General features: G+C 55.4%; 26 protein-coding genes and 1 other RNA gene. 5 read left to right on the top strand and 22 right to left on the bottom strand.

Annotation, left to right across the window (positions count from 1 at the left end):
• Window positions 1-29 precede the first annotated feature (29 nt).
• The 5 genes from ACUTQ5_RS15980 to ACUTQ5_RS15960 all read right to left on the bottom strand — a co-directional run bounded on the left by ACUTQ5_RS15980 (window position 30) and on the right by ACUTQ5_RS15960 (window position 5,311).
• Window positions 30-1,592: a S10 family peptidase gene (locus ACUTQ5_RS15980; RefSeq protein ID WP_445652063.1), complete on the bottom strand. Its 1,563-nt coding sequence runs from the start codon at window positions 1,590-1,592 to the stop codon at window positions 30-32.
• A gap of 117 nt (window positions 1,593-1,709) precedes the next feature.
• Complete coding sequence (gene dolP / locus ACUTQ5_RS15975) at window positions 1,710-2,285, bottom strand: division/outer membrane stress-associated lipid-binding lipoprotein (RefSeq protein ID WP_445652062.1); 576 nt, start codon at window positions 2,283-2,285, stop codon at window positions 1,710-1,712.
• A 9-nt stretch (window positions 2,286-2,294) separates the two neighbouring features.
• The gene (gene diaA / locus ACUTQ5_RS15970) at window positions 2,295-2,885 is read right to left on the bottom strand and encodes a DnaA initiator-associating protein DiaA (RefSeq protein ID WP_020831820.1); all 591 of its coding nucleotides are present in this window, start codon (window positions 2,883-2,885) and stop codon (window positions 2,295-2,297) included.
• 51 nt (window positions 2,886-2,936) lie between these two features.
• Entirely contained in the window at window positions 2,937-3,290 is a 354-nt protein-coding gene (locus tag ACUTQ5_RS15965; RefSeq protein ID WP_445652061.1) for a YraN family protein, read from the bottom strand.
• The gene (locus ACUTQ5_RS15960; protein WP_445652060.1) at window positions 3,287-5,311 is read right to left on the bottom strand and encodes a penicillin-binding protein activator; all 2,025 of its coding nucleotides are present in this window, start codon (window positions 5,309-5,311) and stop codon (window positions 3,287-3,289) included. The genes ACUTQ5_RS15965 and ACUTQ5_RS15960 overlap by 4 nt, the downstream gene beginning before the upstream one ends.
• A gap of 62 nt (window positions 5,312-5,373) precedes the next feature.
• Between ACUTQ5_RS15960 and rsmI the strand changes: the two genes are divergently transcribed.
• Together rsmI and rnpB are read left to right on the top strand one after the other, a co-directional pair.
• A complete protein-coding gene (gene rsmI, locus ACUTQ5_RS15955) occupies window positions 5,374-6,237 on the top strand; it encodes a 16S rRNA (cytidine(1402)-2'-O)-methyltransferase (RefSeq protein WP_012147032.1) in 864 nt (287 codons plus the stop codon).
• Window positions 6,238-6,278: 41 nt separating this feature from the next.
• An RNA gene (gene rnpB / locus ACUTQ5_RS15950) (RNase P RNA component class A) lies at window positions 6,279-6,657 on the top strand.
• Between the two features lie 58 nt (window positions 6,658-6,715).
• Here the strand turns inward: rnpB and ACUTQ5_RS15945 are convergent.
• Window positions 6,716-7,417 (bottom strand): pirin family protein, encoded by a 702-nt coding sequence (locus tag ACUTQ5_RS15945; RefSeq protein WP_445652059.1) that lies wholly within the window; start codon window positions 7,415-7,417, stop codon window positions 6,716-6,718.
• Between the two features lie 107 nt (window positions 7,418-7,524).
• Between ACUTQ5_RS15945 and ACUTQ5_RS15940 the strand changes: the two genes are divergently transcribed.
• Window positions 7,525-8,430 (top strand): LysR family transcriptional regulator, encoded by a 906-nt coding sequence (locus ACUTQ5_RS15940; RefSeq protein WP_445652058.1) that lies wholly within the window; start codon window positions 7,525-7,527, stop codon window positions 8,428-8,430.
• Window positions 8,431-8,467: 37 nt separating this feature from the next.
• Here the strand turns inward: ACUTQ5_RS15940 and ACUTQ5_RS15935 are convergent, their stop codons facing one another.
• The 11 genes from ACUTQ5_RS15935 to ACUTQ5_RS15885 form a co-directional block, all read right to left on the bottom strand.
• The gene (locus tag ACUTQ5_RS15935; protein WP_445652057.1) at window positions 8,468-9,454 is read right to left on the bottom strand and encodes a glutathione S-transferase family protein; all 987 of its coding nucleotides are present in this window, start codon (window positions 9,452-9,454) and stop codon (window positions 8,468-8,470) included.
• A 73-nt stretch (window positions 9,455-9,527) separates the two neighbouring features.
• Window positions 9,528-9,923 carry a DoxX family protein gene (locus ACUTQ5_RS15930; protein ID WP_202672031.1) on the bottom strand — a complete coding sequence of 132 codons (396 nt, stop codon included), beginning with the start codon at window positions 9,921-9,923 and terminating at the stop codon, window positions 9,528-9,530.
• Between the two features lie 295 nt (window positions 9,924-10,218).
• A complete protein-coding gene (locus ACUTQ5_RS15925; protein ID WP_012147027.1) occupies window positions 10,219-10,506 on the bottom strand; it encodes a YqjK-like family protein in 288 nt (95 codons plus the stop codon).
• Window positions 10,503-10,904, bottom strand: coding sequence for a phage holin family protein (locus ACUTQ5_RS15920; RefSeq protein ID WP_445652056.1), 402 nt, complete (start codon window positions 10,902-10,904; stop codon window positions 10,503-10,505). The genes ACUTQ5_RS15925 and ACUTQ5_RS15920 overlap by 4 nt, the downstream gene beginning before the upstream one ends.
• Before the next feature lie 2 nt (window positions 10,905-10,906).
• The gene (locus tag ACUTQ5_RS15915; protein WP_004948431.1) at window positions 10,907-11,212 is read right to left on the bottom strand and encodes a DUF883 family protein; all 306 of its coding nucleotides are present in this window, start codon (window positions 11,210-11,212) and stop codon (window positions 10,907-10,909) included.
• A 163-nt stretch (window positions 11,213-11,375) separates the two neighbouring features.
• Window positions 11,376-11,747 (bottom strand): DUF1090 domain-containing protein, encoded by a 372-nt coding sequence (locus tag ACUTQ5_RS15910; RefSeq protein ID WP_445652055.1) that lies wholly within the window; start codon window positions 11,745-11,747, stop codon window positions 11,376-11,378.
• Between the two features lie 223 nt (window positions 11,748-11,970).
• On the bottom strand, window positions 11,971-12,342 hold the full coding sequence (gene mzrA / locus ACUTQ5_RS15905; protein WP_445652150.1) for an EnvZ/OmpR regulon moderator MzrA: 372 nt from the start codon (window positions 12,340-12,342) through the stop codon (window positions 11,971-11,973).
• On the bottom strand, window positions 12,342-13,013 hold the full coding sequence (locus tag ACUTQ5_RS15900) for a DedA family protein (protein ID WP_445652054.1): 672 nt from the start codon (window positions 13,011-13,013) through the stop codon (window positions 12,342-12,344). Before ACUTQ5_RS15900 ends, mzrA begins: the two co-directional genes overlap by 1 nt.
• A 137-nt stretch (window positions 13,014-13,150) precedes the next feature.
• Window positions 13,151-13,597 (bottom strand): hypothetical protein, encoded by a 447-nt coding sequence (locus tag ACUTQ5_RS15895; RefSeq protein WP_445652053.1) that lies wholly within the window; start codon window positions 13,595-13,597, stop codon window positions 13,151-13,153.
• A gap of 185 nt (window positions 13,598-13,782) precedes the next feature.
• Entirely contained in the window at window positions 13,783-14,559 is a 777-nt protein-coding gene (gene exuR / locus ACUTQ5_RS15890; protein WP_445652052.1) for a transcriptional regulator ExuR, read from the bottom strand.
• 115 nt (window positions 14,560-14,674) lie between these two features.
• Complete coding sequence (locus ACUTQ5_RS15885) at window positions 14,675-15,973, bottom strand: MFS transporter (RefSeq protein WP_445652051.1); 1,299 nt, start codon at window positions 15,971-15,973, stop codon at window positions 14,675-14,677.
• A 390-nt stretch (window positions 15,974-16,363) separates the two neighbouring features.
• Between ACUTQ5_RS15885 and uxaC the strand changes: the two genes are divergently transcribed.
• Together uxaC and ACUTQ5_RS15875 are read left to right on the top strand one after the other, a co-directional pair.
• Window positions 16,364-17,776 carry a glucuronate isomerase gene (uxaC, locus tag ACUTQ5_RS15880; protein WP_445652050.1) on the top strand — a complete coding sequence of 471 codons (1,413 nt, stop codon included), beginning with the start codon at window positions 16,364-16,366 and terminating at the stop codon, window positions 17,774-17,776.
• A 20-nt stretch (window positions 17,777-17,796) separates the two neighbouring features.
• Window positions 17,797-19,287 (top strand): UxaA family hydrolase, encoded by a 1,491-nt coding sequence (locus ACUTQ5_RS15875; protein WP_445652049.1) that lies wholly within the window; start codon window positions 17,797-17,799, stop codon window positions 19,285-19,287.
• Window positions 19,288-19,353: 66 nt separating this feature from the next.
• Here the strand turns inward: ACUTQ5_RS15875 and sstT are convergent, their stop codons facing one another.
• The 5 genes from sstT to ACUTQ5_RS15850 form a co-directional block, all read right to left on the bottom strand.
• A complete protein-coding gene (gene sstT / locus ACUTQ5_RS15870) occupies window positions 19,354-20,589 on the bottom strand; it encodes a serine/threonine transporter SstT (RefSeq protein ID WP_445652048.1) in 1,236 nt (411 codons plus the stop codon).
• Between the two features lie 266 nt (window positions 20,590-20,855).
• Window positions 20,856-21,833 (bottom strand): TerC family protein, encoded by a 978-nt coding sequence (locus ACUTQ5_RS15865; protein WP_112363732.1) that lies wholly within the window; start codon window positions 21,831-21,833, stop codon window positions 20,856-20,858.
• Between the two features lie 384 nt (window positions 21,834-22,217).
• Window positions 22,218-22,949: a glutamine amidotransferase gene (locus ACUTQ5_RS15860; protein WP_445652047.1), complete on the bottom strand. Its 732-nt coding sequence runs from the start codon at window positions 22,947-22,949 to the stop codon at window positions 22,218-22,220.
• Between the two features lies 1 nt (window position 22,950).
• On the bottom strand, window positions 22,951-23,931 hold the full coding sequence (locus ACUTQ5_RS15855) for a Gfo/Idh/MocA family protein (protein WP_445652046.1): 981 nt from the start codon (window positions 23,929-23,931) through the stop codon (window positions 22,951-22,953).
• Window positions 23,932-23,981: 50 nt separating this feature from the next.
• A complete protein-coding gene (locus ACUTQ5_RS15850) occupies window positions 23,982-24,488 on the bottom strand; it encodes a M48 metallopeptidase family protein (protein WP_445652045.1) in 507 nt (168 codons plus the stop codon).
• Window positions 24,489-24,614 lie beyond the last annotated feature (126 nt).

The following is a 24,614-nucleotide window of genomic DNA, read 5'->3' as shown; positions in this document are numbered from 1 at the left end:
GGTATCTCTCTTCGGCGACTAATGCCACATCAGGACTTATTGCTGATGAATGCACTTAAATCCGCATGCATCTTTTTGAGCGATGGTTCATCCACGTAAGGCATATGCCCTGTGTCATACCAATAAAAACGGATATTGTCGCGTAGTTTGGGCGACACGGGCAGATGGCTCATCTCATATTTGGCGACGAAGTAAGGCGTGGCCAGATCGTAAACCCCGCCTATCACCATCACTCTCATTGCCGGGTTCATTTTCATCACCCGCGACAGGCTCGGCAACACGTTAAATGATCTGTCCCGGCTGTTGCTGGACATGTTCCAGTCATAGATCTCATCGGAAAAGGCGCGATAGTTTTGGTCGGCGCTAAAATGCAGCGTCTTGCCGAGATAATCGTGGAATTGCGCGACGTAGGCGGAAGTAATTGCACTGATGTTGGGATCGTAATTGGACGTTTCGGCGATATTATCCAGCGACGGTCCACGATAGCGGGTATCGATTCTGCCAATGGTCTCGTCCTGGCCGCTCAACAGCTGTTTGGCGAAAACCGGCCCACTTAGGCGCAGATTGGCCTTGAGCCAATAATCGGCCGAAATACCGGTAAATTGGTAAAGCTGATCGGCGAGCGTTTGGCGAGCTTTTTCAGGCAGATTGGTACCTTGCAGCAATGCCTGGGCATAAGTCCCCAGAGCAAACTTCTCGGCCTGGTCTAACAAGGTTTGCAGGCTCTGGTGTTTGCCCGGCAGCCGCTGGTGGTACCACGCGCTGGCCGCGTAGGTGGGCAGTGCCAGATAGTAAGGCTGATCGACGCCGGGGTTTTGATTGGGGTCGTCGACATTATTGTCGTAGTTCAGAAACTGCGACATCAGGATAATGCCGTTAAGATCGATATTCTGATTTTTTAGCGTCTCGGCTAATACCACCGAGCGGGTAGTGCCGTAGCTTTCACCCAATAAATATTTAGGTGAGTTCCAGCGTTGGTAATGCGTTAGAAACTGAACGATAAACTGAGAAAAAGCCTGAGCATCGCCGTTGACGCCATAAACGTTGCTGGCACTCTGTGATTTTTGCTGCGCTCTCTCCGGTTGGCTGGCGGCACTACTGGAAAAGCGGCTGTAACCCGTTCCGGGGGCATCGATAAACACCAGATCGCTGACGTTGAGCAGGCTGTATTGGTTATCGGTTAGTTGGTAAGGTGCCAGCTGTGTTTTCTCTGGCTGAGTAGCGATAACCCGTTTAGGCCCGAGTGCCCCCATATGCAGCCAAAGCGAGGCGGAGCCCGGCCCGCCGTTGTAGATAAAGGTAATCGGCCTGTTCTCGTTCTTATTCTCATTCTTTTTGAAATACGCGACATAGAACATGCCGGTCACGGGATCTTCCGGGTCGTCTTTACTCAATTCCAGCACCCCGGTTTGCGCCTGATAGTTGATTTTTACCTGGTTGACCGTGATCGCGCCTTCGGTAGCTACGGTTTGATCGGCCATCGGGGTCGGGGCGTGCTCGGCGCGGGGCGCGTCCTGTGGCGGATTGGCGGCGGAAACTCCGGTGGTGAATAAAGAAACGGCAGTGAGAAAACCGATTAAAATTCTGTCCATTTGAATTTTATCCGTAATGAAGTGAGAGATGACTTTAAACGCGACTCATTAAACTAGGGTAAAACAGCGGGGAAGCGTGCCGAAAAGCGGCAAGGGGAAGGCCCCTTGCCTGAAGGATCATTTAACGAAGGTGAAGGCGGTGGTGACGTGTTTCACGCCGCTCAGCTGGCTGGCGATCTGCGCCGCAGACTGGCCTTCCTGTTGGGTGACCAGGCCCAGCAAGAACACTTCGCCATTTTCTGTGGTCACTTTCACGTTGGATGACTTCACCGTATCGCTGGTGAGCAGCTGTGAACGGAGCTTGGTGGTGATCCAGGTATCGGAAGAGGCTGTGCTCAGGCTAACCGGCGTTCCCTGACGGATCTCGTTATACACTTCGGTGGTGCCTTCAACACCCATAGCAATCTGCTTGGCACGCGCCGCCAGATCGGTGCTTGGCGATTGGCCAGTCAGCAGGACTTTACCCTGGTAGGCCGTTGCGACCACCCGAGCCTCTTTTTTCAGCTGCTGATCTTTGCTCAGGGCATTTTCAACCCGGGCTTCCAGCGTCCCATCGTCTACCTGAGTACCCACGCTGCGTGGGTCGGTGGCCGTTTTAGTGGCGACAGCGGCGCTGCCAACGACAACGCCTGCAATACAACCTTGTAACAGCAGGGCGCTGGACAGCACTGCAAATGTGGCTTTTAGCTTCATCTCAGTTCCTTAATCGTCCTGGTGGGGAAACAACGTATTATCTATCAGGTCGCATAGGCAATTTACAGTCAGCATATGCATTTCCTGAATGCGTGCACTGCGGTGGGAAGGGATGCGGATCTCGACATCCTGCTGACCGAGCAAGCCGGCCAGTTCCCCACCGTCATAACCGGTAAGCGCGACAATCGTCATGTCACGGGTTACCGCGGCTTCGACCGCTTTCACAATATCACGGCTGTTGCCGCGGGTGGAAATTGCCAGCAGTACGTCGCCTGCGTGGCCGAGCGCACGAACCTGTTTGGCATAGACTTCATCGTGAAGGCGATCGTTGGTGATCGCGGTCAGCACCACGTTATCGGCATTCAGGGCAATGGCCGGCAGGCTTGGGCGCTCGGTTTCAAAGCGGTTGATCATGCTGGCGGCGAAATGCTGCGCATTGGCTGCCGAGGTGCCGTTACCGCAGCACAGAATTTTATTGCCGTTAAGTAAGGATTGAACCAGCGTCATTGCTGCACGCGAGATGGCGTCGGGCAAAGCTTCCGCCGCCGCAATCTGGGTTTGGATGCTTTCGGTAAAACAGGCTTTAATTCTATCCAGCACGTTGTATTAATCCACTAAGTCAAAGGGCCGGTCTGCACCGGTAAACCGCGTTTAATCCGCATTGAAGGCATTGGGTATCCATTCTAACTGGCTACCGGTAATGGCCAAAACATCAAAACGGCAAGACGATGTGTCAAAACTGGCTCCGCGTCCTGCCAGCCACACGGCGGCGGCATGCAGCAACCGTTGCTGCTTGCGATAGGTGACGCTGGCAGCCGCACCGCCAAAAGCGTCACTGCGACGGTAGCGGACTTCAACGAACACCCAGGTTTGACCATCGCGCATGATGAGATCGAGCTCACCGCTGCGCAGCGCCACATTGGCGGCGCAGAAGGTGAGCCCGGCGCGTTCCAGATAGTGGCGGGCCTGTAACTCATAGTCCGCCCCTATGGCGCGTTGACTCAAGAGACCGGAACGACCGTGCCCTGACGATATTGCAGCCAAGGCAGCTTTCTGTTAATCACACAGCCTGGCGCGGCAGTGAGTACGCCAGTGGTGCCGGAAACCTGGAAGCCAGGCAACTGCCGCATTTCAGCAAAGTGGTTGGACAATGTCCAGGCATCCATCCCCATTGCGTACAGACGTACCAGCGAATAATCGTTGCGGAATTGGCTGCTTGCCTGCTGCAACAACTGCGGGTTAGCACCGGCCAGCAATGGAATATCACTGAACTGCAGGCCTTCCATTTCCAGGCGGAAGTCCGGGCCAGCTCCTGCCTGGTAGCTGCGGGAGCTGGCGTACATTGCCGGTTTGCTGCGCGAATTGGTAGCCATGTCGATCATCGGTTTGATCAGCGTCAACTGAGACTGGGTGGCGACGATATAGACCGAGTCTACGCTGCCACCGCTGGTTGCGGGCATATCGCTTGGTGGTGCCGGAATAGTCAGCCCGGCAATGGTCACCGCCTGCGGCGCCGGAGCAGCGGAGATTGGCGTGCCGGACATGCGAATGCCACCGCTGTTGACCATCTGGCGCAGTTCACTGGCGGAGCCGATACCTTGCTGCAGCACGGTTTGGCCACCCAGTTTCTGCCACTCCTGGTTAAAGGCTTTGGCAACGCGATCGCCGAAGGCACCACGTGGGAGCAGCAACAGCGGCTGCCGCTTCTGCTGTTCCCAAATGTGGCGGGCTGCATCACGCGCTTCGTCTTCCGGAGAAAGGGCGAAGTAACAGATGTTCGGGTTATCTTTCGGCGTTTCCGGTTGATTGAGCGCCAGCACGTTCAGAGTAGTGGTGCTGCTGGCCAGTTGATCGACGTTTTCCTTCAGCAAAGGGCCGACCACCAGGGTCGCGCCATCCTGTTGTGCCTGCGTCAGCAACGTGGCCAGCGGCTGGCTGGAGGTATCATACACCTTAATCTGTGCGTTAGCGGCCTGCGGCGGTGTCATTGGCGCAGTGGAAGGCGCAGAAGGCTCGGCGGTGGTCACCGGGGCCGCATCTGGTGCCGAGGTGCTCACCGCCCCATTGGCATTTTGATCGGTTGATGTCGGCTGCGTTGCCTGTTCAGGTGCGCTGGCGGGTTGCTGTTGCTGAACCGGCGTAGAAGGCGTTACGCCATATTTAGCCGCTTCAAAACCTTTTTGGATCGCGTCGGCGAACACCTTGGCCTGGCCGTTCAACGGCAGCAGCAGGGCGATTTTCGACGTGGAAGCTTGGGTAAAGTTCAGCACCTGGTTCAGCTGGGTCGGTAGCGTTTTTGCCGCCGGGTTCTGCGGATAGCGGTTCTGCCAGTCTTTAATCCCGGCCTTCAGCAGGTCAGGATCCTGTTTGTTGTCCTGATATACCCGCAACAGATCCAGCCAGCCTTGCAACACATTCTCATTGGCGTTGATCACCAGGCTGTTCATGCCCTGCGGTGTCAGTTGCAACAGCGACTGCCAGGTTTGATCCAGGTTGTTCTGATGTGCCTTGCCGGTTAGCAATGGCTCTTGCGCGATGTAAGCGCGGATTAGCGGCAGGGAAGGTTTGCTCTGATTGGCCGCGATCTGCGCCTGGTAGAATCGCACCAACTGGTTGGCTGATAGCGAACCGCTATCGATATGGCCCAGCGTGCTGCGCGCGCTGACGTAGCTTTTGTTCGCTACCTGCAGTTCTGCGGCCAGCAACTGGCTTTCCGCCTGTTGCACGCTGCTGAGGTTTTTCGGCAGTTGGTTCAGTTGTTCACTGGCCTGCGGCAGTTTCCCTTCACGTAACAACGCGCGAATAGCAAGTAATTGCCAGTCAGCCTTGTTATCATTGCTGCTTTGCTGCAACTGCTGCAGATAGTAATCGGAACTGGCGCTCGCTTCGTCCTGTATATTGGCAGGCGGCGTTTGCGGGGCCTGACTTGGACAGCCTGCAAGGAAAAGGGCTGCTGCGATAACTGCGGTAAGTCGGACAGGCTTTGAACGCCCTGCTTTGGTACGAACGAATGTTGAGGAAAGCATACTGTATCCAGTGATGTTTTTTTCAAGATGCTCAATATTAAATCGGCAACCCGGATGAAACAATGAATCAACACCAACAATCAGTCATTTCTGCATCAACGCTGTATGTGGTGCCCACCCCAATCGGCAATTTAGGGGATATTACCCACCGTGCGTTAGAGGTACTGAAAAGCGTTGATCTGATTGCGGCGGAAGACACGCGCCATACCGGGTTGCTGCTGCAACACTTCGCGATTAGCGCGCGGTTGTTTGCGCTGCATGACCATAACGAACAACAAAAGGCCGATCAACTGTTGGCGAAACTGCAGGAAGGCCAGAGCATTGCGCTGGTTTCCGATGCGGGTACGCCGTTGATCAACGATCCTGGTTATCACCTGGTGCGCCGTTGCCGTGAAGCCGGCATCCGTGTGGTGCCGCTGCCAGGTGCCTGTGCGGCAACTACCGCACTCTGTGCCGCCGGTTTGGCTTCTGACCGCTTCTGCTACGAAGGGTTCCTACCGGCGAAAACCAAGGGGCGTAAGGATACGCTGATGGCGCTGGCAGAGGAACCGCGCACGTTGATTTTCTACGAATCCACCCACCGCTTGCTGGAAAGTTTGCAGGACATGGTCACCGTCTGGGGGCCGCAACGTTATGTGGTGCTGGCACGCGAGCTGACCAAAACCTGGGAGTCCATCACCGGCGCGCCGGTGGGTGAACTGCTGGCCTGGGTGCAGGAAGACGAAGTTCGACGCCGTGGCGAAATGGTATTGATCGTTGAAGGCCACAAGGCGCAGGAAGACGCATTGCCGCTGGAGGCACTGCGTACCCTGGCATTGCTGCAAAAAGAACTGCCGCTGAAAAAGGCGGCGGCACTGGCGGCAGAAATCCACGGCGTGAAGAAAAATGCGTTGTATAAATATGCTTTAGAGCAACAAGAGCAGTAAAGCGGTTGACCTGCCGTGAGTGCAACGCTACTATCCGCGCCGGAGTTGACCAGACAGTCGCCGCTTCATTGCCGTCCCTTTCGGGGGAGACAGATGGAGGGGAGGAAAGTCCGGGCTCCATAGGGCAGGGTGCCAGGTAACGCCTGGGAGGCGCAAGCCTACGACTAGTGCAACAGAGAGCAAACCGCCGATGGCCCGCGCAAGCGGGATCAGGTAAGGGTGAAAGGGTGCGGTAAGAGCGCACCGCGCGACTGGCAACAGTTCGTGGCACGGTAAACTCCACCCGGAGCAAGGCCAAATAGGGGTTCACATGGTACGGCCCGTACTGAACCCGGGTAGGCTGCTTGAGCCAGTGAGCGATTGCTGGCCTAGAGGAATGACTGTCCACGACAGAACCCGGCTTACCGGTCAGCTCCCTCTATAAAGAAAACCCCGCGTGACGCAAGTTACGCGGGGTTTTTTCCTTTCTGGATGCCCATTACACTGGCAAATCGATCAGCAGCGCGCGCAGCGGTGTCTCGGCGCGGATGGTCAGGCGGTTTTCTTCGTGGATAAACGCCCCATCGCCGCAGGTCAGATTTTGGCTGTCGTTGCGCTCGCCCTGGGCTTCAAGGGTGCCGTGGATCGATTGTAGGTACGCACGGGGTCCGTTCAGCGCCAGCGTCTGCTGTTCGCCCGGCTGTAAATCCAGATGGTGGATCCACACCTGTTGACGCAACTGCAGGCTGCCCCGAGCACCGTCTGGTGAGGCCAGCAGTGTCAGGCCGGCCTCTGGCAACATCAGGCGTTGCACGCGTTCGTTGTTGCGCTCTGGGCAGGCATCCAGCCACAGTTGCAAGCGGGTCAGCGGTGTATCACTGCTGATGTTTTGCTCGCTGTAACTCAACCCCGGCTGGGTGGCCAGCAGCAAAGTCTCACCGGCCTTCGCGCTCACCGTATTGCCTTCGCTGTCGCGGTATTCCGCTTTACCCTGCAGGATTAAATTCAGGATATCCACGCTGGGGTAGGTGCGTGGCTGGAACGACGCGCCCGGAGCCAGCACTTCCTGATTTAACACCCGCAGTGAGGCATAGCCCATCAGCTTGGGATCGAAGTAGTGCCCAAAAGAAAAAGTGTAGCGAGCCTGCAGCCAACCAAAGTCAGCTTGCCCGCATTGTTGTGCTGTTCTGCATGTAATCATGGCAATCGGCTCTCTAAATTCATTATCTAGATGGTAAGCATCTGGACGGCGGATTGTTAGCCAGTTAATCTGCTCGGTATATTCAAATTTCCTGACAGAGAGATTCGATGGCCAGAGATCGGGCGTTAACGCTTGAAGCGTTAAGGGTTATGGATGCGATCGACCGACGTGGCAGCTTCGCTGCGGCAGCCGATGAGCTGGGACGCGTGCCTTCGGCACTCAGCTATACCATGCAAAAATTGGAAGAAGAATTGGATGTGGTGCTGTTCGACCGTTCCGGCCACCGCACCAAGTTCACCAACGTCGGGCGTATGCTGCTTGAGCGTGGACGGGTGCTGCTGGAGGCGGCAGACAAGCTGACCACCGATGCTGAAGCGCTGGCACGCGGCTGGGAAACCCACCTGACGATTGTCAGCGAGGCGCTATCACCCCCGAGCAAACTGTTTCCGCTGGTCGATAAACTCGCGTTGAAGGCCAATACCCAGGTGTCGATCTTGACCGAAGTGCTGGCCGGTGCCTGGGAAAGGCTGGAACAGGGGCGTGCGGATATTGTTATTGCTCCGGATATGCATTTCCGCGCGTCGTCCGAAATCAACACCCGTAAGTTGTACAAGGTGATGAGCGTGTATGTGGCCGCACCGGACCATCCCATCCACCTGGAGCCGGAGCCGCTGTCTGAAGTGACGCGTGTGAAGTACCGTGGTATTGCGGTAGCGGATACCGCACGTGAGCGTCCGGTGTTAACCGTGCAATTGTTGGATAAACAGCAGCGTCTGACGGTCAGTACCCTTGAAGACAAGCGCCTGGCCTTGTTAGCCGGTTTGGGCGTGGCGACCATGCCTTACCCGATAGTCGAGAAAGATATTGAAGAAGGGCGCTTACGTGTGGTGGGGCCGGAATATAGCCGCGAGGCCGACATTATAATGGCCTGGCGGCGTGATAGCATGGGGGAGGCGAAAGCTTGGTTCCTGCGCGAAATTCCACGTCTGTTCGCCCAACTGGAACGTCAGTAAAACTCCCCCTTGCCGTTAAGCAGAGGGGAGGCGTGCATTAACCGAAACGCCGGTCGCGCCCGTGTGGTTCATCCAAATCTTGCGCCGGCCCGATAGAAATAATTCCGTGCGGATTGATAGTGGCGTGGCTGCGGTAATAGTGATTGCGGATGTGCGGCAGGCTGACCGTTTCGGCAATGCCTGGCATTTGGTAGATGTCACGCAGGAAGCCGTACAGGTTGAGATAATCGCTGATACGGTGTTTGTCACATTTAAAATGGGTGACATACACCGGGTCGAAACGTATCAGCGTGGTCCACAGACGTAGGTCGGCTTCGGTCAGGCGATCGCCCGTCAGGTAACGCTGTTGGCCCAGGATCTGTTCCAGTCGCGCCAATGCGTCAAATACCCCGTTTACCGCTTCGTCATAGGCTTCCTGGCTGGTGGCGAAACCGGCCTTATAGACGCCATTATTCACCTGATCATAAATCCAACCGTTCAGTTCATCAATTTTTCCGCGAAGCTCTGTGGGGTAATAGTCGCCGGCGCGTGCGCCAACACCATCAAATACGCTGTTGAACATGCGAATGATATCTGCGGATTCATTGCTGACGATGGTCTGTTGCTGTTTGTCCCACAGTACTGGCACCGTCACACGGCCGGTGTAGTGCGGGTCGGCGCGCAGGTAAAGCTGGTAGAGGAAGTCCGAGTGGTACAGGCCGTCGCCGGTGGCTTCAGGGAAGTCGGTGCCGAAGGTCCAGCCATTTTCCAGCATCAGCGGATGCACCACGGAAACGGGAATGAGTGACTCCAGCCCTTTCAATTTGCGCATCAGCAGGGTGCGATGTGCCCAAGGGCAGGCGAGTGAAACGTACAGGTGATAACGATCTTTTTCCACTTTAAAACCCCCGACTCCGTGTTCGCCCGGCTGACCGCCTGTGGTCAGCCAATTGCGGAACTGAGAGGTTGAGCGTTTGAAACGGCCCCCGGTGGATGAGGTGTCATACCAGATGTCTTGCCAAACGCCATTGACGAGTTGTCCCATGGGAATCTCCTTCGTGTCCGAGTGAAAAAGCAAAAAGGCCCGACATGCGGGCCCCTGAGTCGGTGTTAAAACCTTACCACTTTTTGTTCAAAATGCGGTCGATGCTGAAACCGCCTGGACCTGCAACGGCCAGTACGATGAAGCCACCGGCGATGGTCAGGTTCTTCATGAACATCAGCTGGTTTACGCCATCAGCAAAGTTAGTATGGAACAGTAACGCGGTCAGGATGGTAAAACCGGCGGTAAACAGTGCCACGGTACGGGTCAGGAAGCCGAACAGAATCGCCAGACCGCCGCCAAACTCCAGCAGGATGGTCAGCGGCAGCAAGAAACCAGGTACGCCCATCGATTGCATGTACTGTTGGGTGCCGGCATAGGCATCACCCATTTTGCCGTAGCCTGCCACGATAAACAGGATAGGCATCAGAATACGAGCAACCAGCAAACCTGCATCTTCTAATTTTTTCATCATTTACTCCAAAGTGATTTTTGTTTGCCAGTTTTGGCGTTTGTCATGTTAGTGAGCGGTATGCCGGGTATCTGACCCTGTGCTGCCCGTTTCGTTTTGATGGGGTGAATGTTAATCGGGATGAGTACGCTTTGTTAGCAAGTAAAACTGTCGTATTTCTTCAAAAAAATTGAATCTTTAGCGTGCTAACAAATCGTGGATAATCAGAAAGTTGCCCAGCCTTCACCGGCAGAAACGCAAGGCCTCTGTGAAAAGGCGGGCAAAACATCGGAAGTATTGATGGAAGGGTGGAAAGTTATTTGCTGGAAAACGTTTTTTGGATCAAGCGGATAGTACCAAAGGCACCAAAGGCCCGGCGTGACCAGCGGATCAGTTTGCTGGGGTGACGGATGCCGTACAATGCCATCACACTGGAGCCGACCACCAGATATTTACGCAGGCCGAAAAGGGTTTGCCAGCCGCGATCGATACGCTCGGTTTTTTCCAGCCACAGGGCTTTGTTTTCGGCAAGATCCAGCCTTTGTTGCTGGATCTTGCCAATCAGCTTCTCTTTCCTCCATTCCAGATAGCGTCGGCGATTCATTTTTCACCTTCCAGCTCGGAACGGTCGATTTCCAACTGCTTGCGTGTCGCACCCAGCAGCGTGGAGCGGCGGGCTTTGACCAGTGTCCAGATAGCGCCAACCACGGCCAGGAACAACAGCACACCAGTAGTCGCGCCTAACGCCATCAAACGGTAAACAGGATCGATAGCCCAGAAAATCAGGATCAGCAGGCTCATCAGGCCAAATGCGGTGAATAACAGGGTCATGCCGGCCATAATCAGCAACTGAATGAGGTTGGCTTTTTCCTCTTCCAGCTCGACCACGGCCAGGCGAACCCGGGTTTCCACCATACCGACCAGAATAGTGATGATGCGCTGAGCGACATCCAGGACCCCTTTAGCGGGGCCCTGTGCACGAACTTGCGGTTGTTCTGCCATAATTAGCGGCGCGCTAGCAGAACGCCCAGCACTACGCCGACCGCAGCGCCGATACCAATACCGGTCCACGGATTATCACGAACATAATCATCAGCCTGGCCGGCGATTTGTTTGGTCTGGGAAGCAATCTTGTCCCCGGCATCGCTCAGACGTACGCGGGTATCTTTCAACGCGCTTTCGGCTTTGGAACGCAGCTTTTCCAGTTCAGCTTTTGGCTTATCGGTGGAAGAGTTCAACACTTCTTCCAGCGTATCGGCTAAGGATTTAAGTTCAGCGCGTAAGTTTTCTGCATTTGAATCATGTGCCATGTGATTATTCCTTAACGTTAACTTCGACAGACTTTCAACATAGCGGATTTTTTCGCCGGAGCAAAGGGCGGATGGGTAGCTGATATCACTAAGCATCCATTTTATATACAATAAAAATCCCGTGTGGCGTTGATCTCAGCGATAAATCCGCTGGTGTAAAAAATTATTCCGTCTGGGCCTGTTTCAACTCGGCTTGAGCTTCCGCCAGCTTTTTCTGTTTCTTGGCCACTTTCTCCAGGTTGCCGGTCTGCTGGGCTTCTTTCAACTCTTGCTGACGCTCGGTGACCTTGCTTTGTTTTTCATCGATTTTTTTCTGACGATCGGCCTGCAGGTTGGCTGGTGTGCAATGGGTCTGCACTTCGCTCAATGCCGTTTTCAACCCGGCGGCACGCTGAGTATTGCCGTGTTGGATGGCGTAATCGATCTGTTTCTGAATTTCTTGTGCCTTGGTCACACAGCCATTCTCGGCTGCGAATGACAGGGCCGGCAAGAGCAATAATGGGAGGGCAAGCAACACCGGGTGGCGTAATTTCATGTTATCAGTTCCTTATTAATGGGATGCATTGGCATGCATCCTCTGTTCCTGACTGCCAGCAAAGGCAGTGCGACAGGAGTCTTACGCTGCTGACTGACGCTAACCTTTAGCATAGTCATGGAAAGCGCAGACCCCCAAAGAACCCGCCCCAGTTCGGTGGTGATTGGTGATTAATTGAACAAAGAGGCCAAATGAAAGGAAAACCCTTCATATGAAGGGGATATTATCCCAGATTGAGTGGGGCGCGTACAAATTCACGCACCCAATGGGTAGGAACAGGGGGTTCGCTCAGGGCGATGATGTAGCCCGGCGGCAAAATGTTTTGCAATGCTTCGCGCGCCAGCAACTGTTGTTCCGGCGAGTCCAGGCGGATCACCAGCCCATCGCCTTCCGGGATGATGCTTTTGATGCGAATGCCTCGCTGATCCAGCCTTTGGTAGACATAAAAACCGTCAGGTAGCGAAAGGCCCTGCTGGCCGGTACGGATACGCAGTTCGCTTTCGGTACGCACCATGCAGGGCACCAACAGCGTGGCGAGCGCCAGTAAAGCTAACGCAAGCAGCAACACATACTGCCAGCGCGGGCGTTTGGTCATCACGCCCCTTTCCCCTGATCGGCGCGTTTCTTGCGCCACAGTACGATCAATGAACCGACCAGCCCGACGACCAGCAACACCAATGGCAGTAGCATCAGGCAGAACATCAGCTGGTCTTCATATTTGCGGAACACCGGGGTTTTACCCAGCGCAAAGCCCAGCGCGGTCAGGATCACCACCCACAGCAGACCGCTCATCCAGTTAAAGAACTGGAAACGTGCGTTGCTCAGACCGGAGAGGCCGGCAATGGTCGGCAGCAGAGTACGGACAAACGCCAGGAAACGACCGACCAGCAGAGCGGAAAGCCCGTGGCGGTGGAACAGCTGATGGGCACGCTGATGATAGTGAGCCGGCAGATGGGATAGCCAGCCCTGCACTGTTCGGGTATTACCGAGCCACTTGCCCTGTATGTAACTGACCCAGCACCCCAGACTGGCGGCGACGGTGAGGATAAAAATGGTCAGCGGGAAATTCATCGTACCTTTGGCGATCAGTACGCCAACCAAGATCAACAGGCTGTCACCTGGCAGAAACGCCGCCGGCAACAGGCCATTTTCCAGGAACAGAATCAAAAACAGCAGGGCGTAGAGAGTCCAGACCAGCGAGGGATTCGCCAGCGTCTCAAAATCCTGCTGCCATAAGGCATGTAACAGTTCTTTAATGATGTCCATCCGGTGTTCCTAAAACGTCATTGTTTGTTTTGTCTCAGCGGCGGATCGGGAGTGGGCGCAGAGCGCGCGGGCGATCCTGGCTGCTGATAATGATGAAACGGCGTTGCTTTAGTGTGTTCTAATCGGTGCGACACCGGTCAAGAGTGGTAAGTCAGCGTACCACGATAAAGCATATTACTTTCTTTCCAGCCACCGAGCCTGTTTTGCTGCCGCGGGGTATGCAGCGTCCAGTTCATCTGGGCAAGCCGGTTTGGCGCAGGTGATTTCTGGCGCGGGAGTCGAGTGCTGTGACCCAACTCTGTGGCTAACGAATAAACCGGCAGCAGTTGGGCAGTGGCGGGTAGCGAACCGGGGTAAGAATGCACCCGCGGCAGCAGCAGCGGCATTTTACCTGGTGCTTTACGCCGCAGTTCTGCCGGTAACCGGTAAACCGGGTCATCAGGGGAAAACACCGCCTCGGCAAGCGATGACTGATCGTTCAGTACCGTGGGGATAGCTTTGGAGGGTGCCGCGCATAGTTTTTGGCCGGAGACCGCACCGGTCCAGCAAAAAAGAGCAATAAGCATGGCAAACAACCAGCGCATGTATTCGCGTCCCGCCCCGTAGCAGAGGGTAAAAAATTGGCTCAACTTTACCAAAATAGCACGATTGGCAACAGGGAAATCTACGTTGCCAGCGGTGAAATACTACACGGCAAATCGCCGTTCAGGCATCGATTCAGAGGATTTTACAATACCTGACATAACACTACGGTTTTTGACTGCTTGCGCTATTTATTTTCTGCGGCCACGCCGTCCAGATGAATCACCGGGTTATCGGCGAACAGATAGCGGTCGGCGTTATACTCAAAATCGTCGCTGGTGGCGTTGAACAGCATCTGCTTGGTATTTTCAAGATGTTGCCACATGGCCAGTTTGGCGGCGTAAGGATCTTTACGTATCAATGCCTTAAGGATCTGATCGTGATCGTCACACCAGCTGGCGATCGAGCGGTCGTCAATATGCTCATGCAGCTTGATCCAATAAGGGTTATTCACGCGCTGTACCCACATTTTTTCCACGATGGTGGCCATCGCCGTGTTTTGAGTCGCCAGCGCGACCTGAACGTGGAATTTCAGATCCCACTGCGAGTCGCGGAAGCGATCTTCCTTACGTGCCTGTTCCTGGATCTCCATCAGCAGAACGATGTCCTGTTTGGTGACCTGGGTGGCGGCGAACTCGGCAATGTTGCTTTCAATCAGTTGACGCGCCTGCAGCAGTTCAAATGGCCCGGCGGTGGCAAACTCGATGCTGTCGCCCGGAACCACCAGATTTTTCTGCTGGTTGGACATCACATGGATCCCGGAGCCTTTGCGTACCTCAACGTAGCCTTCCACTTCCAGCATGATGATCGCTTCCCGCACGACGGTGCGGCTGACGTTCATCTCTTCGGCAATGTAGCGTTCGGCCGGCAGTTTATCGCCCACTGGATACCGGCCGCTTTCAATACGCTGCTTTAGCTCGGCGGCCAGTTGCTGATACAGGCGTCTGGTTTCAGTGAATTCCATAGTGAATGCTCTTAGGGTAGAGAGGGGCGCGTAACCATGGATTTGTTATACCACTTATCCTGCAGAGCTACCAGTGGCCGGAGGTAATGCCCGGCACACTGGCCGGACGATGGGGTCAACTTCGAGCCGAGGCCGGTTGCAGTGGATCTTCCTGCGGCTGTGAGGCCGGTCGATTTTGCAGGATGGTCCAGATGGCGATGGCACCGAGAATATCGAATACCGACAACGCGGCGAACAACGGGCTGAAGCCCAGAGTATCGGCCAATGCGCCGACCACCAGGGCAAACAGGGTGCTGGCAGTCCAGGCTGCCATGCCGGTCAGGCCGTTGGCAGTGGCCACTTCGTTGCGACCAAACACGTCAGAAGACAGGGTAATCAGCGCGCCAGACAGCGCCTGATGGGCAAAACCCCCGACGCACAGTAGCGCGATAGCCGCATAAGGGCTGGTAAACAAACCTATCATGCCAGGGCCAATCATTAGCACTGCCCCCATAGTGACCACCAGCTTGCGCGAAACGATCAGGTTCACCTTAAAGTGCTTTTGGAAAAACGGCGGCAGGTAGCCACCAACGATGCAGCCAAGGTCGGCGAACAGCATCGGCATCCAGGCAAACATGGCTATCTCTTTCAGGTTAAAACCATAGGCTTTGAACATGAATAACGGGATCCAGGCGTTGAAGGTGCCCCAGGCAGGCTCTGCCAGAAAACGCGGCAGCGCTATGCCCCAGAACTGGCGGTTGCGCACAATCTGCCAGGCGGACATTTTCTTGGCGTTGTCGGTTTGGTGCTGCGCTTCCTGGCCCTCCAGAATGTACTCGCGTTCCTCACTACTGAGTTTCTTCTGGTCTTTCGGGTGCTTATAGAAAACCAGCCAGCAGATGGCCCAAATCAGGCTCAGCACGCCGGTGATGATAAACGCCATTTCCCAACTGTGTGCCACTATGGCCCAGACTACCAGCGGTGGGGCGAGCATGCCGCCGATCGACGAGCCGACGTTGAAGTAGCCAACGGCGATAGAGCGCTCTTTGGCCGGGAACCACTCGCTGCTGGCCTTGAGCCCGGCGGGGATCATCGCCGCCTCTGCCATGCCAACGGCACCGCGCGCCAGGGCCAGCCCGCCCCAACTGTTGGCGAGTGCCGTGCCCATACAAAACAGCGCCCACAGAATGGCGAACATGGCGTAACCCACCTTGGTACCCAGTACGTCCAGTACGTATCCCGCCACCGGCTGCATCAGGGTGTAGCAGGCAGAATAGGCCGCGACAATGTACGAGTACTGCTGCGTGGTGATATGTAAGGTGCCTTCCAGCGTCGGTGCCGCCACGGCCATGGCATTGCGGGTCAGGTAGCCCAGCACGGTGCCGATGGTCACCAGCCCGATCATGTACCAGCGTAATCCTTTAATTTTACGCATCCAAAATATCTCCCAGTCTTCAATAGGTGGCGCCGAGATGGCGGCAGCGTTTTAGGGGGCTCCCCCTTTTCGTTGTTCTGCGCCGGCCTGTCCGTCACCGACGTATTCCCGCCGCATGAGCGACTGGGTGGCGAGACAATAACTTGTCATACAGATTTAAAAGTTGAGTGATATCACAAAAGCCGTTTTTCAATTGGGCAATACTGATTGCTGGATAATTATGCGATTCAGACGGCTTTTTGCCGTAAAAATGCGGGTTAATGGCCTTTTATGGCTGATGGCGACAAGGCAAAGGGTGATATTTTGCTGGACGCTCAATAAAATTGGTGTGATAACTTTGTCGAATTGGACAAAGTATCGAACGGTAAGCAAGGCGAGGAACTCAAAAAGATGGCGACGTTTTTAAGCGAAGATTTTCTGTTGGGCGGCGAATTTGCCCGACGTTTGTATCATGACTATGCGGCAGAGCAGCCGATCTTTGACTACCACTGTCATTTACCGCCGGAGCAGATTGCCGAGAACACCCGCTTCAAAAATTTATATGAGATCTGGCTAAAGGGCGATCACTATAAATGGCGGGCGATGCGCACCAACGGTGTGGCTGAGCGGCTGTGTACCGGGGATGCCGGTGACCGTGAAAAGTTTGACGCCTGGGCCGCTACCGTGCCACATACCCTAGGTAATCCGCTCTATCACTGGACCCATCTGGAGCTGCGTCGTCCGTTCGGGATTACCGGCACGCTGCTTTCCCCGACGACGGCGGACGATATCTGGCAACGCGGCAACGCCTTGCTGGCGCAGGATGATTTCAGGGCGCGTGGCATCATGCAGCAAATGAATGTGAGGATGGTGGGTACTACCGACGATCCGATCGACGATTTGCGCCACCATAAAGCGATTGCGGCTGACATTAGCTTCGATATCAAGGTGCTGCCAAGCTGGCGACCAGACAAGGCGTTCAATATCGACGCGCCGGGTTTCAATGATTACCTGCAAAAACTGGAAGCGGCAGCGGATATCAATATTGGCCGTTTTAGCGCGCTGTGCGACGCGTTGAAAAAACGTATGGATCATTTTGCCTCCCATGGCTGCAAGGTGGCTGACCATGCGCTGGACGTGGTGGTGTATGGCGAAGCGGACGAAAGCACATTGGACGCGATTTTAACCGCGCGTTTGAGCGGCAAGCTGCCGACGCTGGAGCAGAGCGCCCAGTTCAAAAGTGCGGTTTTGCTGTTCCTGGCCGGCGAATATCAACGTCGCGAATGGGTACAGCAGTATCACATCGGCGCACTGCGCAATAATAACAGCCGTATGCTGGCCAGTGTGGGGCCGGACATCGGCTTCGATTCGATTAACGACCGGCCGCTGGCGGAACCACTTTCTCGCTTGCTGGACGCCCAGTCACGTCAGGGCGGTCTGCCGAAAACTATTCTGTACTGCCTGAACCCGCGCGATAACGAAGTCATCGGCACCATGGTCGGCAACTTCCAGGGGGAGGGCATACCGGGCAAGATGCAGTTTGGCTCCGGCTGGTGGTTCAACGATCAAAAAGACGGTATGCAGCGACAAATGACGCAGTTGGCGCAACTGGGCCTGCTGAGCCGTTTTGTCGGCATGCTGACCGACAGCCGCAGTTTCTTGTCTTATACCCGTCATGAATACTTCCGCCGCATCCTTTGCCAGATGATTGGCGGCTGGGTGGAGAGCGGGGAAGCGCCGGCGGATATCACGCTACTGGGTGAGATGGTGAAAAACATCTGTTTCGACAATGCCAAAAACTATTTCGCCATTGAACTGGCGTAGCCGTTGCCCGAGGTGGGTTTATGCAAAGCATGGTAAAAATTCATTCGCTGGATAATGTCGCGGTAGCGCTGCGCGATCTCGCTGCTGGCGAAACGTTGGCGTTGGAAGCACAGACCATTCGGCTGGCGCAACCGGTGACGCGTGGGCACAAGTTTGCGCTGCAGCCGATCGCCGCCGGTGAGGCGATCACCAAATACGGCTTGCCGATTGGACATGCGCTGGAAGCCATAGCGCCGGGTGAACATATTCACTCGCAAAATGCCAAAACCAACCTGAGCGATCTCGACAGCTATCAGTATCAACCCGCTTTTTCTGCTCTGCCACCACAGGCTGCGGACCGTGAGGTACAGCTTTATCGCCGTGCCAGCGGAGAGGTGGGGATCCGCAACGAGCTGTGGATCGTACCGACCGTTGGCTGTGTCAACGGCATTGCCCGACAGATCCAGCAGCGTTTTCTGAAGGAAACTCAGGATGCGCAGGGGATCGACGGCGTGCATCTGTTCAGCCATCCGTTTGGTTGCTCGCAACTGGGTCAGGATCACGAGAACACCCGCACCATGCTGCAAAATATGGTGCGCCATCCCAACGCCGGGGCGGTGCTGGTGATTGGACTCGGGTGCGAGAACAATCAGGTGGATGTATTCCGCAGTACGCTGGGCAGCGTTGATGAGCAGCGGGTGCGCTTTATGGTGTGCCAGCAGCAGGACGATGAAGTTGAAGCCGGGCTGGAGCAGCTGCATGCGCTGTATCAGGTGATGCGTGACGATCGCCGTCAGTCGGGCAAGCTAAGTGAGTTGAAGTTCGGACTGGAGTGCGGTGGATCGGACGGTCTGTCCGGGATCACCGCCAACCCACTGCTGGGGCGTTTTTCTGATTACCTGATCGCCAACGGCGGCACCACGGTGCTGACCGAGGTGCCGGAGATGTTTGGCGCCGAACGGATCCTGATGGGCCGCTGTCGCGATCGGGAGACCTTCGAGAAGACCGTCAGCATGGTCAACGACTTCAAGCAGTACTTCATTGCCCATAATCAGCCGATTTATGAAAACCCATCGCCGGGCAACAAAGCCGGCGGGATTACCACGCTGGAGGAGAAATCCCTCGGTTGCACGCAGAAAGCCGGGCAGAGTCAGGTGGTGGACGTGCTCAAGTATGGCGAACGCTTGCGGCAGCCCGGCTTAAACCTGCTCAGTGCGCCAGGCAATGATGCGGTAGCGACCAGCGCGCTGGCCGGTGCCGGCTGTCATATGGTGCTGTTCAGCACCGGACGGGGCACGCCTTATGGCGGCTTTGTGCCGACGGTGAAACTGGCTACCAACAGCGAACTGGCGGCGAAGAAACCCCACTGGATTGATTTTGACGCCGGTCGGCTGATCCACGGCACCCCGATGGAGAGTCTGCTGGAGCAGTTTGTCGACCTGATCGTGGCGATTGCCAATGGCCAGGCGGCACGGAACGAAGTGAATGATTTCCGTGAGTTGGCGATTTTTAAAAGCGGGGTGACCTTGTAGGGCTGTGATATCGAAGCCAAAAAAAAGGCGCCCGATAACGAGCGCCTTGCTGAGTAAGTCTGGAAATTAACGTAACTTCAGCGGATCTTCATCGGCCAAACGCTGGTCTTCCGCCTGACAGGCTGCTGCGGTGAACAGGACGTCGGTAGAAGAGTTCAGTGCGGTTTCGGCAGAGTCTTGCAGAACGCCGATGATAAAGCCGACGGCGACCACCTGCATGGCCACGTCGTTCGGAATGCCGAACATGTTACACGCCAACGGGATCAGTAACAGCGAGCCCCCGGCCACACCAGAAGCGCCGCAGGCGCAGACGGCAGCCACGATGCTCAGCAGCAGCGCGGTCGGCACGTCAACCGGGATCCCCAAAGTATGCACCGCCGCCAGCGTCAGTACGGTAATGGTGATTGCCGCACCGGCCATATTGATGGTCGCGCCCAGCGGGATAGAAACCGAATAGGTATCCTCGCTCAGATTCAGCTTTTTGCACAGCTCCATATTCACTGGGATATTGGCGGCCGAACTGCGGGTAAAGAACGCGGTCACACCGCTTTCACGCAGGCAGGCGAACACCAGCGGGTAAGGATTGCGGCGGATTTTCCAGAAAACGATCAGCGGGTTCAGCACCAGTGCCACCAGCAACATACAGCCGATCAGCACCACCAGCAGTTGCGCATAACCCCACAGCGCGCCGAAGCCGGTTTCTGCCAGCGTCGAAGCCACCAGGCCGAAGATGCCAAGCGGGGCACAGCGGATCACTGCACGCACCACCATGGTGACCGCATGTGACAGATCGTTAATCAGCGATTTGGTGGTGTCAGAAGAGTGACGCAGCGCCAGTCCCAGACCCACAGCCCAGGCCAGAATACCGATGTAGTTAGCGCTAATCAGCGCCTGGAACGGGTTGGCCACCACGCTCAACAGCAGGCTTTTCAGCACCTCAATAATGCCGCCCGGCGGGTTAATGTCGGCATTGCCAGCCACCAGCGCCAGATTGGACGGGAACATAAAGCTGACCACGACCGCCACCAGTGCCGCAGCGAAAGTGCCCAGCAGATAGAGGAACAAGATCGGCCGGATATTGGTTTTCTGCCCGTGTTTATGATTGGCGATGGAGGCCATCACCAATACCAGCACCAGTACCGGCGCCACCGCTTTCAGTGCGCCAACGAACAGCGCACCCAGCAAGCCTACCGCTGAAGCCGTTGCCGGTGAGACCAGCGCAACGATAATACCGGCCACCAGGCCGACCATGATTTGTTTGACCAGACTGCCCTGAGCGATCTTTTGTAGTAGTTTTTGCATAGTGCTTTTTCTTCCCGATGATGTTGCTTACAGCTTTATCTCGGCGGGAACCTCGCCGGACAACTTTTATTTGATTCTGTAACCAAGTATGTTTGCCAAATCAGTATTCAGTAAACCGGGGGGGTTGGAAAGGGCCAGCGGTGAAATTCTGTGGGCGGATCAACTCTTGATAACATACTGGTTACATTTGTGTGATCGCAATAACGTTTGGCGTTTTAGACGAATTGCCAAACAATCACGGGGCGACTAGCGCCCCGGATAACAGATTATGGTGCTTTATTATTCGCCAGGCGGTCATTCCGGCGGTTAACCCAGGCGTTGATCAACAGCGTCAGCGTCAGGATACTGGCGACGACACCGAGCGAAACACCAATCGGAATATGGAACAAATCGATAATCAGCATTTTGACGCCGATAAACATCAGGATCAGCGACAGGCCATATTTCAGCATCGAGAAGCGTTCTGCTACGTTAGCCAGCAAGAAGTACATGGCGCGCAGGCCCATGATGGCAAACAGGTTAGAAGTCAGGACGATGAACGGGTCTGTGGTCACGGCAAAGATCGCCGGGATGCTGTCGACCGCAAAGATCACATCGCTCAGTTCTACCAGGATCAGCACCAGTACCAGCGGCGTAGCAAACAGCAGGCCGTTGCGGCGCACGAAGAAGCGCTCACCTTCCAGATTATCGGTCATGCGCAGATGGCTGCGCAGCCATTTCACCAGAGGCTTGTCGCCAATCGCCGCGCCATCTTCCTTCGCCAGCGCCATCTTGATACCGGTGAACAACAGGAAAGCACCGAACAGGTACAGCAACCACTGGAACTGGGTCACCAGCCAGCTACCGGCGAAGATCATGATGGTACGTAGCACGATCGCGCCCAGTACACCAAAAATCAGCACCCGGCGTTGCAGGTTTGCCGGCACGGCAAAGTAGCTGAACAGCATCAGCCAGACAAAGACGTTATCAACCGCCAGCGCTTTTTCGATCAGATAACCGGTGAGGAAGGCCAGCGCCTGAGTATCGGCAACGGCACGCCCGGCGGTTTGGTTCAGGTAGTACCAGAAACCCAGGTTGAACAGCAGAGAAAGGCTGACCCACACCAGCGACCAACTGGCGGCCTGCTTGAGCGTCATAGTATGTGCGCCCTTGCGGCCCTGCAGCAGCAGGTCAATTGCGAGCATCACAACTATGATGGCGGCGAAGCTGCCCCATAACCAAGGTGTGCCAACGGTATTCATCATCAGAGGTATCCTTCAAAAACAAAAACGGCCAACGTCGGAAGACGCTAGCCGCTCTTATGAACGCTGCAAGCAAACCTCGCCTTCCGGCAAGGTCTCACTTACAACGTTGATGAAGGTGCACCTTGGTGCTCCCTGACATCAGGTTGCCCGGTAACCGGGTGCTTGCGCACCGTAATGACGATTGACCGGCAAGATACCCTTCATCTTTCAAGCCGCTGCTGCGTTGTCTTCCCTCTGTCACCCCAGTCACTTACTTAAGTAAGCTCCTGAGGATTCCTTCGGTTGCCGCCTTGCCGCACCTTGAAATCTATTAGGTATAAAAGTTACTCCCCTTTGCACGGCAGAAAGTAATGCAAAATGTGTCAGCGGTCAACGTTTATTGCGTTACCCGGCCAGGGCTTTTTGTGCGCCGAGGCTGACGACAAATCCTTGCAACAACAGCCGGCTGAAGGGGGTATCGCTAACCTGCTGTTGCTTAAGCTGATACTCCACCTGTTGCTGCGGATAGAGCTCGCCGAGCCAACTCAGATACCGGTGCATCACCGCGCCGTTAAACTCTGGGTGGAACTGGGTGGTCAGTACGTTATCGCCATAACTGAGGATCTGATATGCATCCTGCTGCGAACGTGCCAGCACGACGGCACCGGCAGGGGGCGTCAATACGCTCTGCGAGTGGATCAGATTCGCCTTGAAGCGCGGCGGCAGCATGGTCATTCGTCGGTCATGAGCGGCGGCGGGCAATAGTTCGATATCCAGCGTGCCGACCTCCATGCCCTGCGGGTGATAACCAACTTCTCCGCCAAGCGCATAGGCCAGCAGCTGATGGCCATAACAGACGCCAAAAATCGGCAGTTTGATCAGCATCGCCTGACGCAGCCATTCGGCGGCCTGTTCGCTCCACGGCAGTTGTTCGGTGACCATCGCCGGTGAACCGGTGATCACCACGCCAGAGTAGTGTTGCGGTGGCAGCGGCTGTTGGCCGGCGGGGAGGTGCACGATCTGGACGCAATCGGCGTCGATATTCCCCTGTTGCAGGAACATACCGTCGAAATTGGCTTTTTCCTGGCGGATAACTTCCGGTGCGTCGCCGGTTTGCATCAGTAATAACGGTTTCATCTTATTCACCGTCGGCAGGAAACACTACGCCGGTCTGGCGGCGGATTTCGGTCAGCAGGCGGGCGATAATCAGCGAGTTTTCCAGCCCCGGGTGTTCTACCTGCCGTTTCTCCACCAGTCCGGCGAAGACTTGTGCTTCGTACAGCATGGTATTGATATGCTGCGGTTGGGTCAGATCCTGGCGTTGACCACCGCGTGGCGTTAGCATCACGCCCTGACACTCCGAGATTTTCTCAATCACCAGCGTGCCTTCTTCGCCCTGGATCTCGCTCGGAATGTCCGAGTTGCTGACCTTGGAGTGGGAGAGGGTCACGTCGAAGTCGCCGTAGTTGAGGCAGGCGGTGCCATGCGCATCAACTCCGGTATCCAGCAAGCTGGCGCTGGCGATCACTGATTCAGGCTCACCGAACAGCGCCACGGCACTGGCCAGGCAGTAATAACCAATGTCCATAATTGAACCGTTGGAAAACTGCGGGTTGAAGGTGTTTGGATTTTCACCGGCCAGATAGCGTGGGTAGCGCGAAGAGTATTGGCAGTAGTTGATAAAGGCTTTACGCAAACGGCCGATTTTCGGCAGCATTTGCTGCAAGGTCAGGAAATTCGGCAGGTGGGCGCTTTTAAAGGCTTCGAACAGCACCACCTGATTCTCACGCGCACAGGCCACCAGCTTTTCGGCCTCGCGCAGGTTGGATACCAATGGTTTTTCGCAAATTACGTGTTTTTTATGGCTGAGGAACAGCAACGACTGCTGGCAGTGCAGGCTATTGGGGCTGGCGATGTAAACCGCGTCGATAGAATCTGATTGGGCCAGTGCTTCCAGGGAATCGAAAAACAGACTGACGGGGTAGTTGGCACCAAATGCCTGCGCCTGTTCCAGCTTGCGCGAATAGACGGCGGTCAGTTTCAGCTTGCCGCTTTCGTGTGCGGCGTCGATAAAGCGTTCCGTAATCCAGTTGGTACCAACAACGGCAAAGCGAATCATAGATATCTCCGGTTCCCAGACGTAAGAAATCAGAGTATCACAGGGACTCGTCAGGTATACAGATTGCCAAACACCGACAGGTGGGTCAGATACAACCTGGTATCGAACTCCAGTTGGTGGTAGCTGGGTTCCATATGACAGCACAGGCTATAGAAAGCCTTGTTGTGGTCTTTTTCTTTCAGGTGCGCCAATTCATGCACCACGATCATGCGCAGAAACGGCTCCGGTGCCAGCTTGAATACCGTCGCCACGCGGATTTCCGCCTTGGCCTTCAGCTTGCCACCCTGCACGCGGGAAATGGCGGTGTGCATACCGAGCGCGTGTTTCATCACCTGGATTTTACCGTCGTAGGCCACCTTGCTCAGCGGCTGGGCGTTGCGCAGGTACTGGTTTTTCAGATCGACGGTAAACTGATAAAGCGACTTGTCGGTGGTACAGTCGTGTACTTGCGGATAACGCTGTAACAGCACCTCACCCAGACGTTGTTGGTCGATCAACTGTTGCACCTGGCTTTGCAGATGTTCAGAGTAACCCTGCAGGTAAGTCAGTTCGGACATCGTCTTCCCGTATTGGCCATAATTCAGCGGGGCATTGTATGATGTTTTTTCGCGCAAAGCCCGCAAAGGGCAATTTATCCGAAAAAACATTTTACTGGCGGGCGTTTTTAGGGGATAAACAGCCCA

The organism is Serratia sp. NA_112.1, from assembly GCF_052691715.1.
This window is presented reverse-complemented; position numbering and strand designations above follow the sequence as displayed.

Excerpts from the sequence above, each read along its gene's own strand:
- ACUTQ5_RS15980 (WP_445652063.1), bottom strand. The coding sequence starts at position 1,592 with ATGGACAGAATTTTAATCGGTTTTCTCACTGCCGTTTCTTTATTCACC.
- dolP (WP_445652062.1), bottom strand. The coding sequence starts at position 2,285 with ATGAAGCTAAAAGCCACATTTGCAGTGCTGTCCAGCGCCCTGCTGTTA.
- ACUTQ5_RS15960 (WP_445652060.1), bottom strand. The coding sequence starts at position 5,311 with ATGCTTTCCTCAACATTCGTTCGTACCAAAGCAGGGCGTTCAAAGCCT.
- rsmI (WP_012147032.1), top strand. The coding sequence starts at position 5,374 with ATGAATCAACACCAACAATCAGTCATTTCTGCATCAACGCTGTATGTG.
- ACUTQ5_RS15945 (WP_445652059.1), bottom strand. The coding sequence starts at position 7,417 with ATGATTACATGCAGAACAGCACAACAATGCGGGCAAGCTGACTTTGGT.
- ACUTQ5_RS15940 (WP_445652058.1), top strand. The coding sequence starts at position 7,525 with ATGGCCAGAGATCGGGCGTTAACGCTTGAAGCGTTAAGGGTTATGGAT.
- ACUTQ5_RS15935 (WP_445652057.1), bottom strand. The coding sequence starts at position 9,454 with ATGGGACAACTCGTCAATGGCGTTTGGCAAGACATCTGGTATGACACC.
- ACUTQ5_RS15930 (WP_202672031.1), bottom strand. The coding sequence starts at position 9,923 with ATGAAAAAATTAGAAGATGCAGGTTTGCTGGTTGCTCGTATTCTGATG.
- ACUTQ5_RS15925 (WP_012147027.1), bottom strand. The coding sequence starts at position 10,506 with ATGAATCGCCGACGCTATCTGGAATGGAGGAAAGAGAAGCTGATTGGC.
- ACUTQ5_RS15920 (WP_445652056.1), bottom strand. The coding sequence starts at position 10,904 with ATGGCAGAACAACCGCAAGTTCGTGCACAGGGCCCCGCTAAAGGGGTC.
- ACUTQ5_RS15915 (WP_004948431.1), bottom strand. The coding sequence starts at position 11,212 with ATGGCACATGATTCAAATGCAGAAAACTTACGCGCTGAACTTAAATCC.
- ACUTQ5_RS15910 (WP_445652055.1), bottom strand. The coding sequence starts at position 11,747 with ATGAAATTACGCCACCCGGTGTTGCTTGCCCTCCCATTATTGCTCTTG.
- mzrA (WP_445652150.1), bottom strand. The coding sequence starts at position 12,342 with ATGACCAAACGCCCGCGCTGGCAGTATGTGTTGCTGCTTGCGTTAGCT.
- ACUTQ5_RS15900 (WP_445652054.1), bottom strand. The coding sequence starts at position 13,013 with ATGGACATCATTAAAGAACTGTTACATGCCTTATGGCAGCAGGATTTT.
- ACUTQ5_RS15895 (WP_445652053.1), bottom strand. The coding sequence starts at position 13,597 with ATGCGCTGGTTGTTTGCCATGCTTATTGCTCTTTTTTGCTGGACCGGT.
- exuR (WP_445652052.1), bottom strand. The coding sequence starts at position 14,559 with ATGGAATTCACTGAAACCAGACGCCTGTATCAGCAACTGGCCGCCGAG.
- ACUTQ5_RS15885 (WP_445652051.1), bottom strand. The coding sequence starts at position 15,973 with ATGCGTAAAATTAAAGGATTACGCTGGTACATGATCGGGCTGGTGACC.
- uxaC (WP_445652050.1), top strand. The coding sequence starts at position 16,364 with ATGGCGACGTTTTTAAGCGAAGATTTTCTGTTGGGCGGCGAATTTGCC.
- ACUTQ5_RS15875 (WP_445652049.1), top strand. The coding sequence starts at position 17,797 with ATGCAAAGCATGGTAAAAATTCATTCGCTGGATAATGTCGCGGTAGCG.
- sstT (WP_445652048.1), bottom strand. The coding sequence starts at position 20,589 with ATGCAAAAACTACTACAAAAGATCGCTCAGGGCAGTCTGGTCAAACAA.
- ACUTQ5_RS15865 (WP_112363732.1), bottom strand. The coding sequence starts at position 21,833 with ATGATGAATACCGTTGGCACACCTTGGTTATGGGGCAGCTTCGCCGCC.
- ACUTQ5_RS15860 (WP_445652047.1), bottom strand. The coding sequence starts at position 22,949 with ATGAAACCGTTATTACTGATGCAAACCGGCGACGCACCGGAAGTTATC.
- ACUTQ5_RS15855 (WP_445652046.1), bottom strand. The coding sequence starts at position 23,931 with ATGATTCGCTTTGCCGTTGTTGGTACCAACTGGATTACGGAACGCTTT.
- ACUTQ5_RS15850 (WP_445652045.1), bottom strand. The coding sequence starts at position 24,488 with ATGTCCGAACTGACTTACCTGCAGGGTTACTCTGAACATCTGCAAAGC.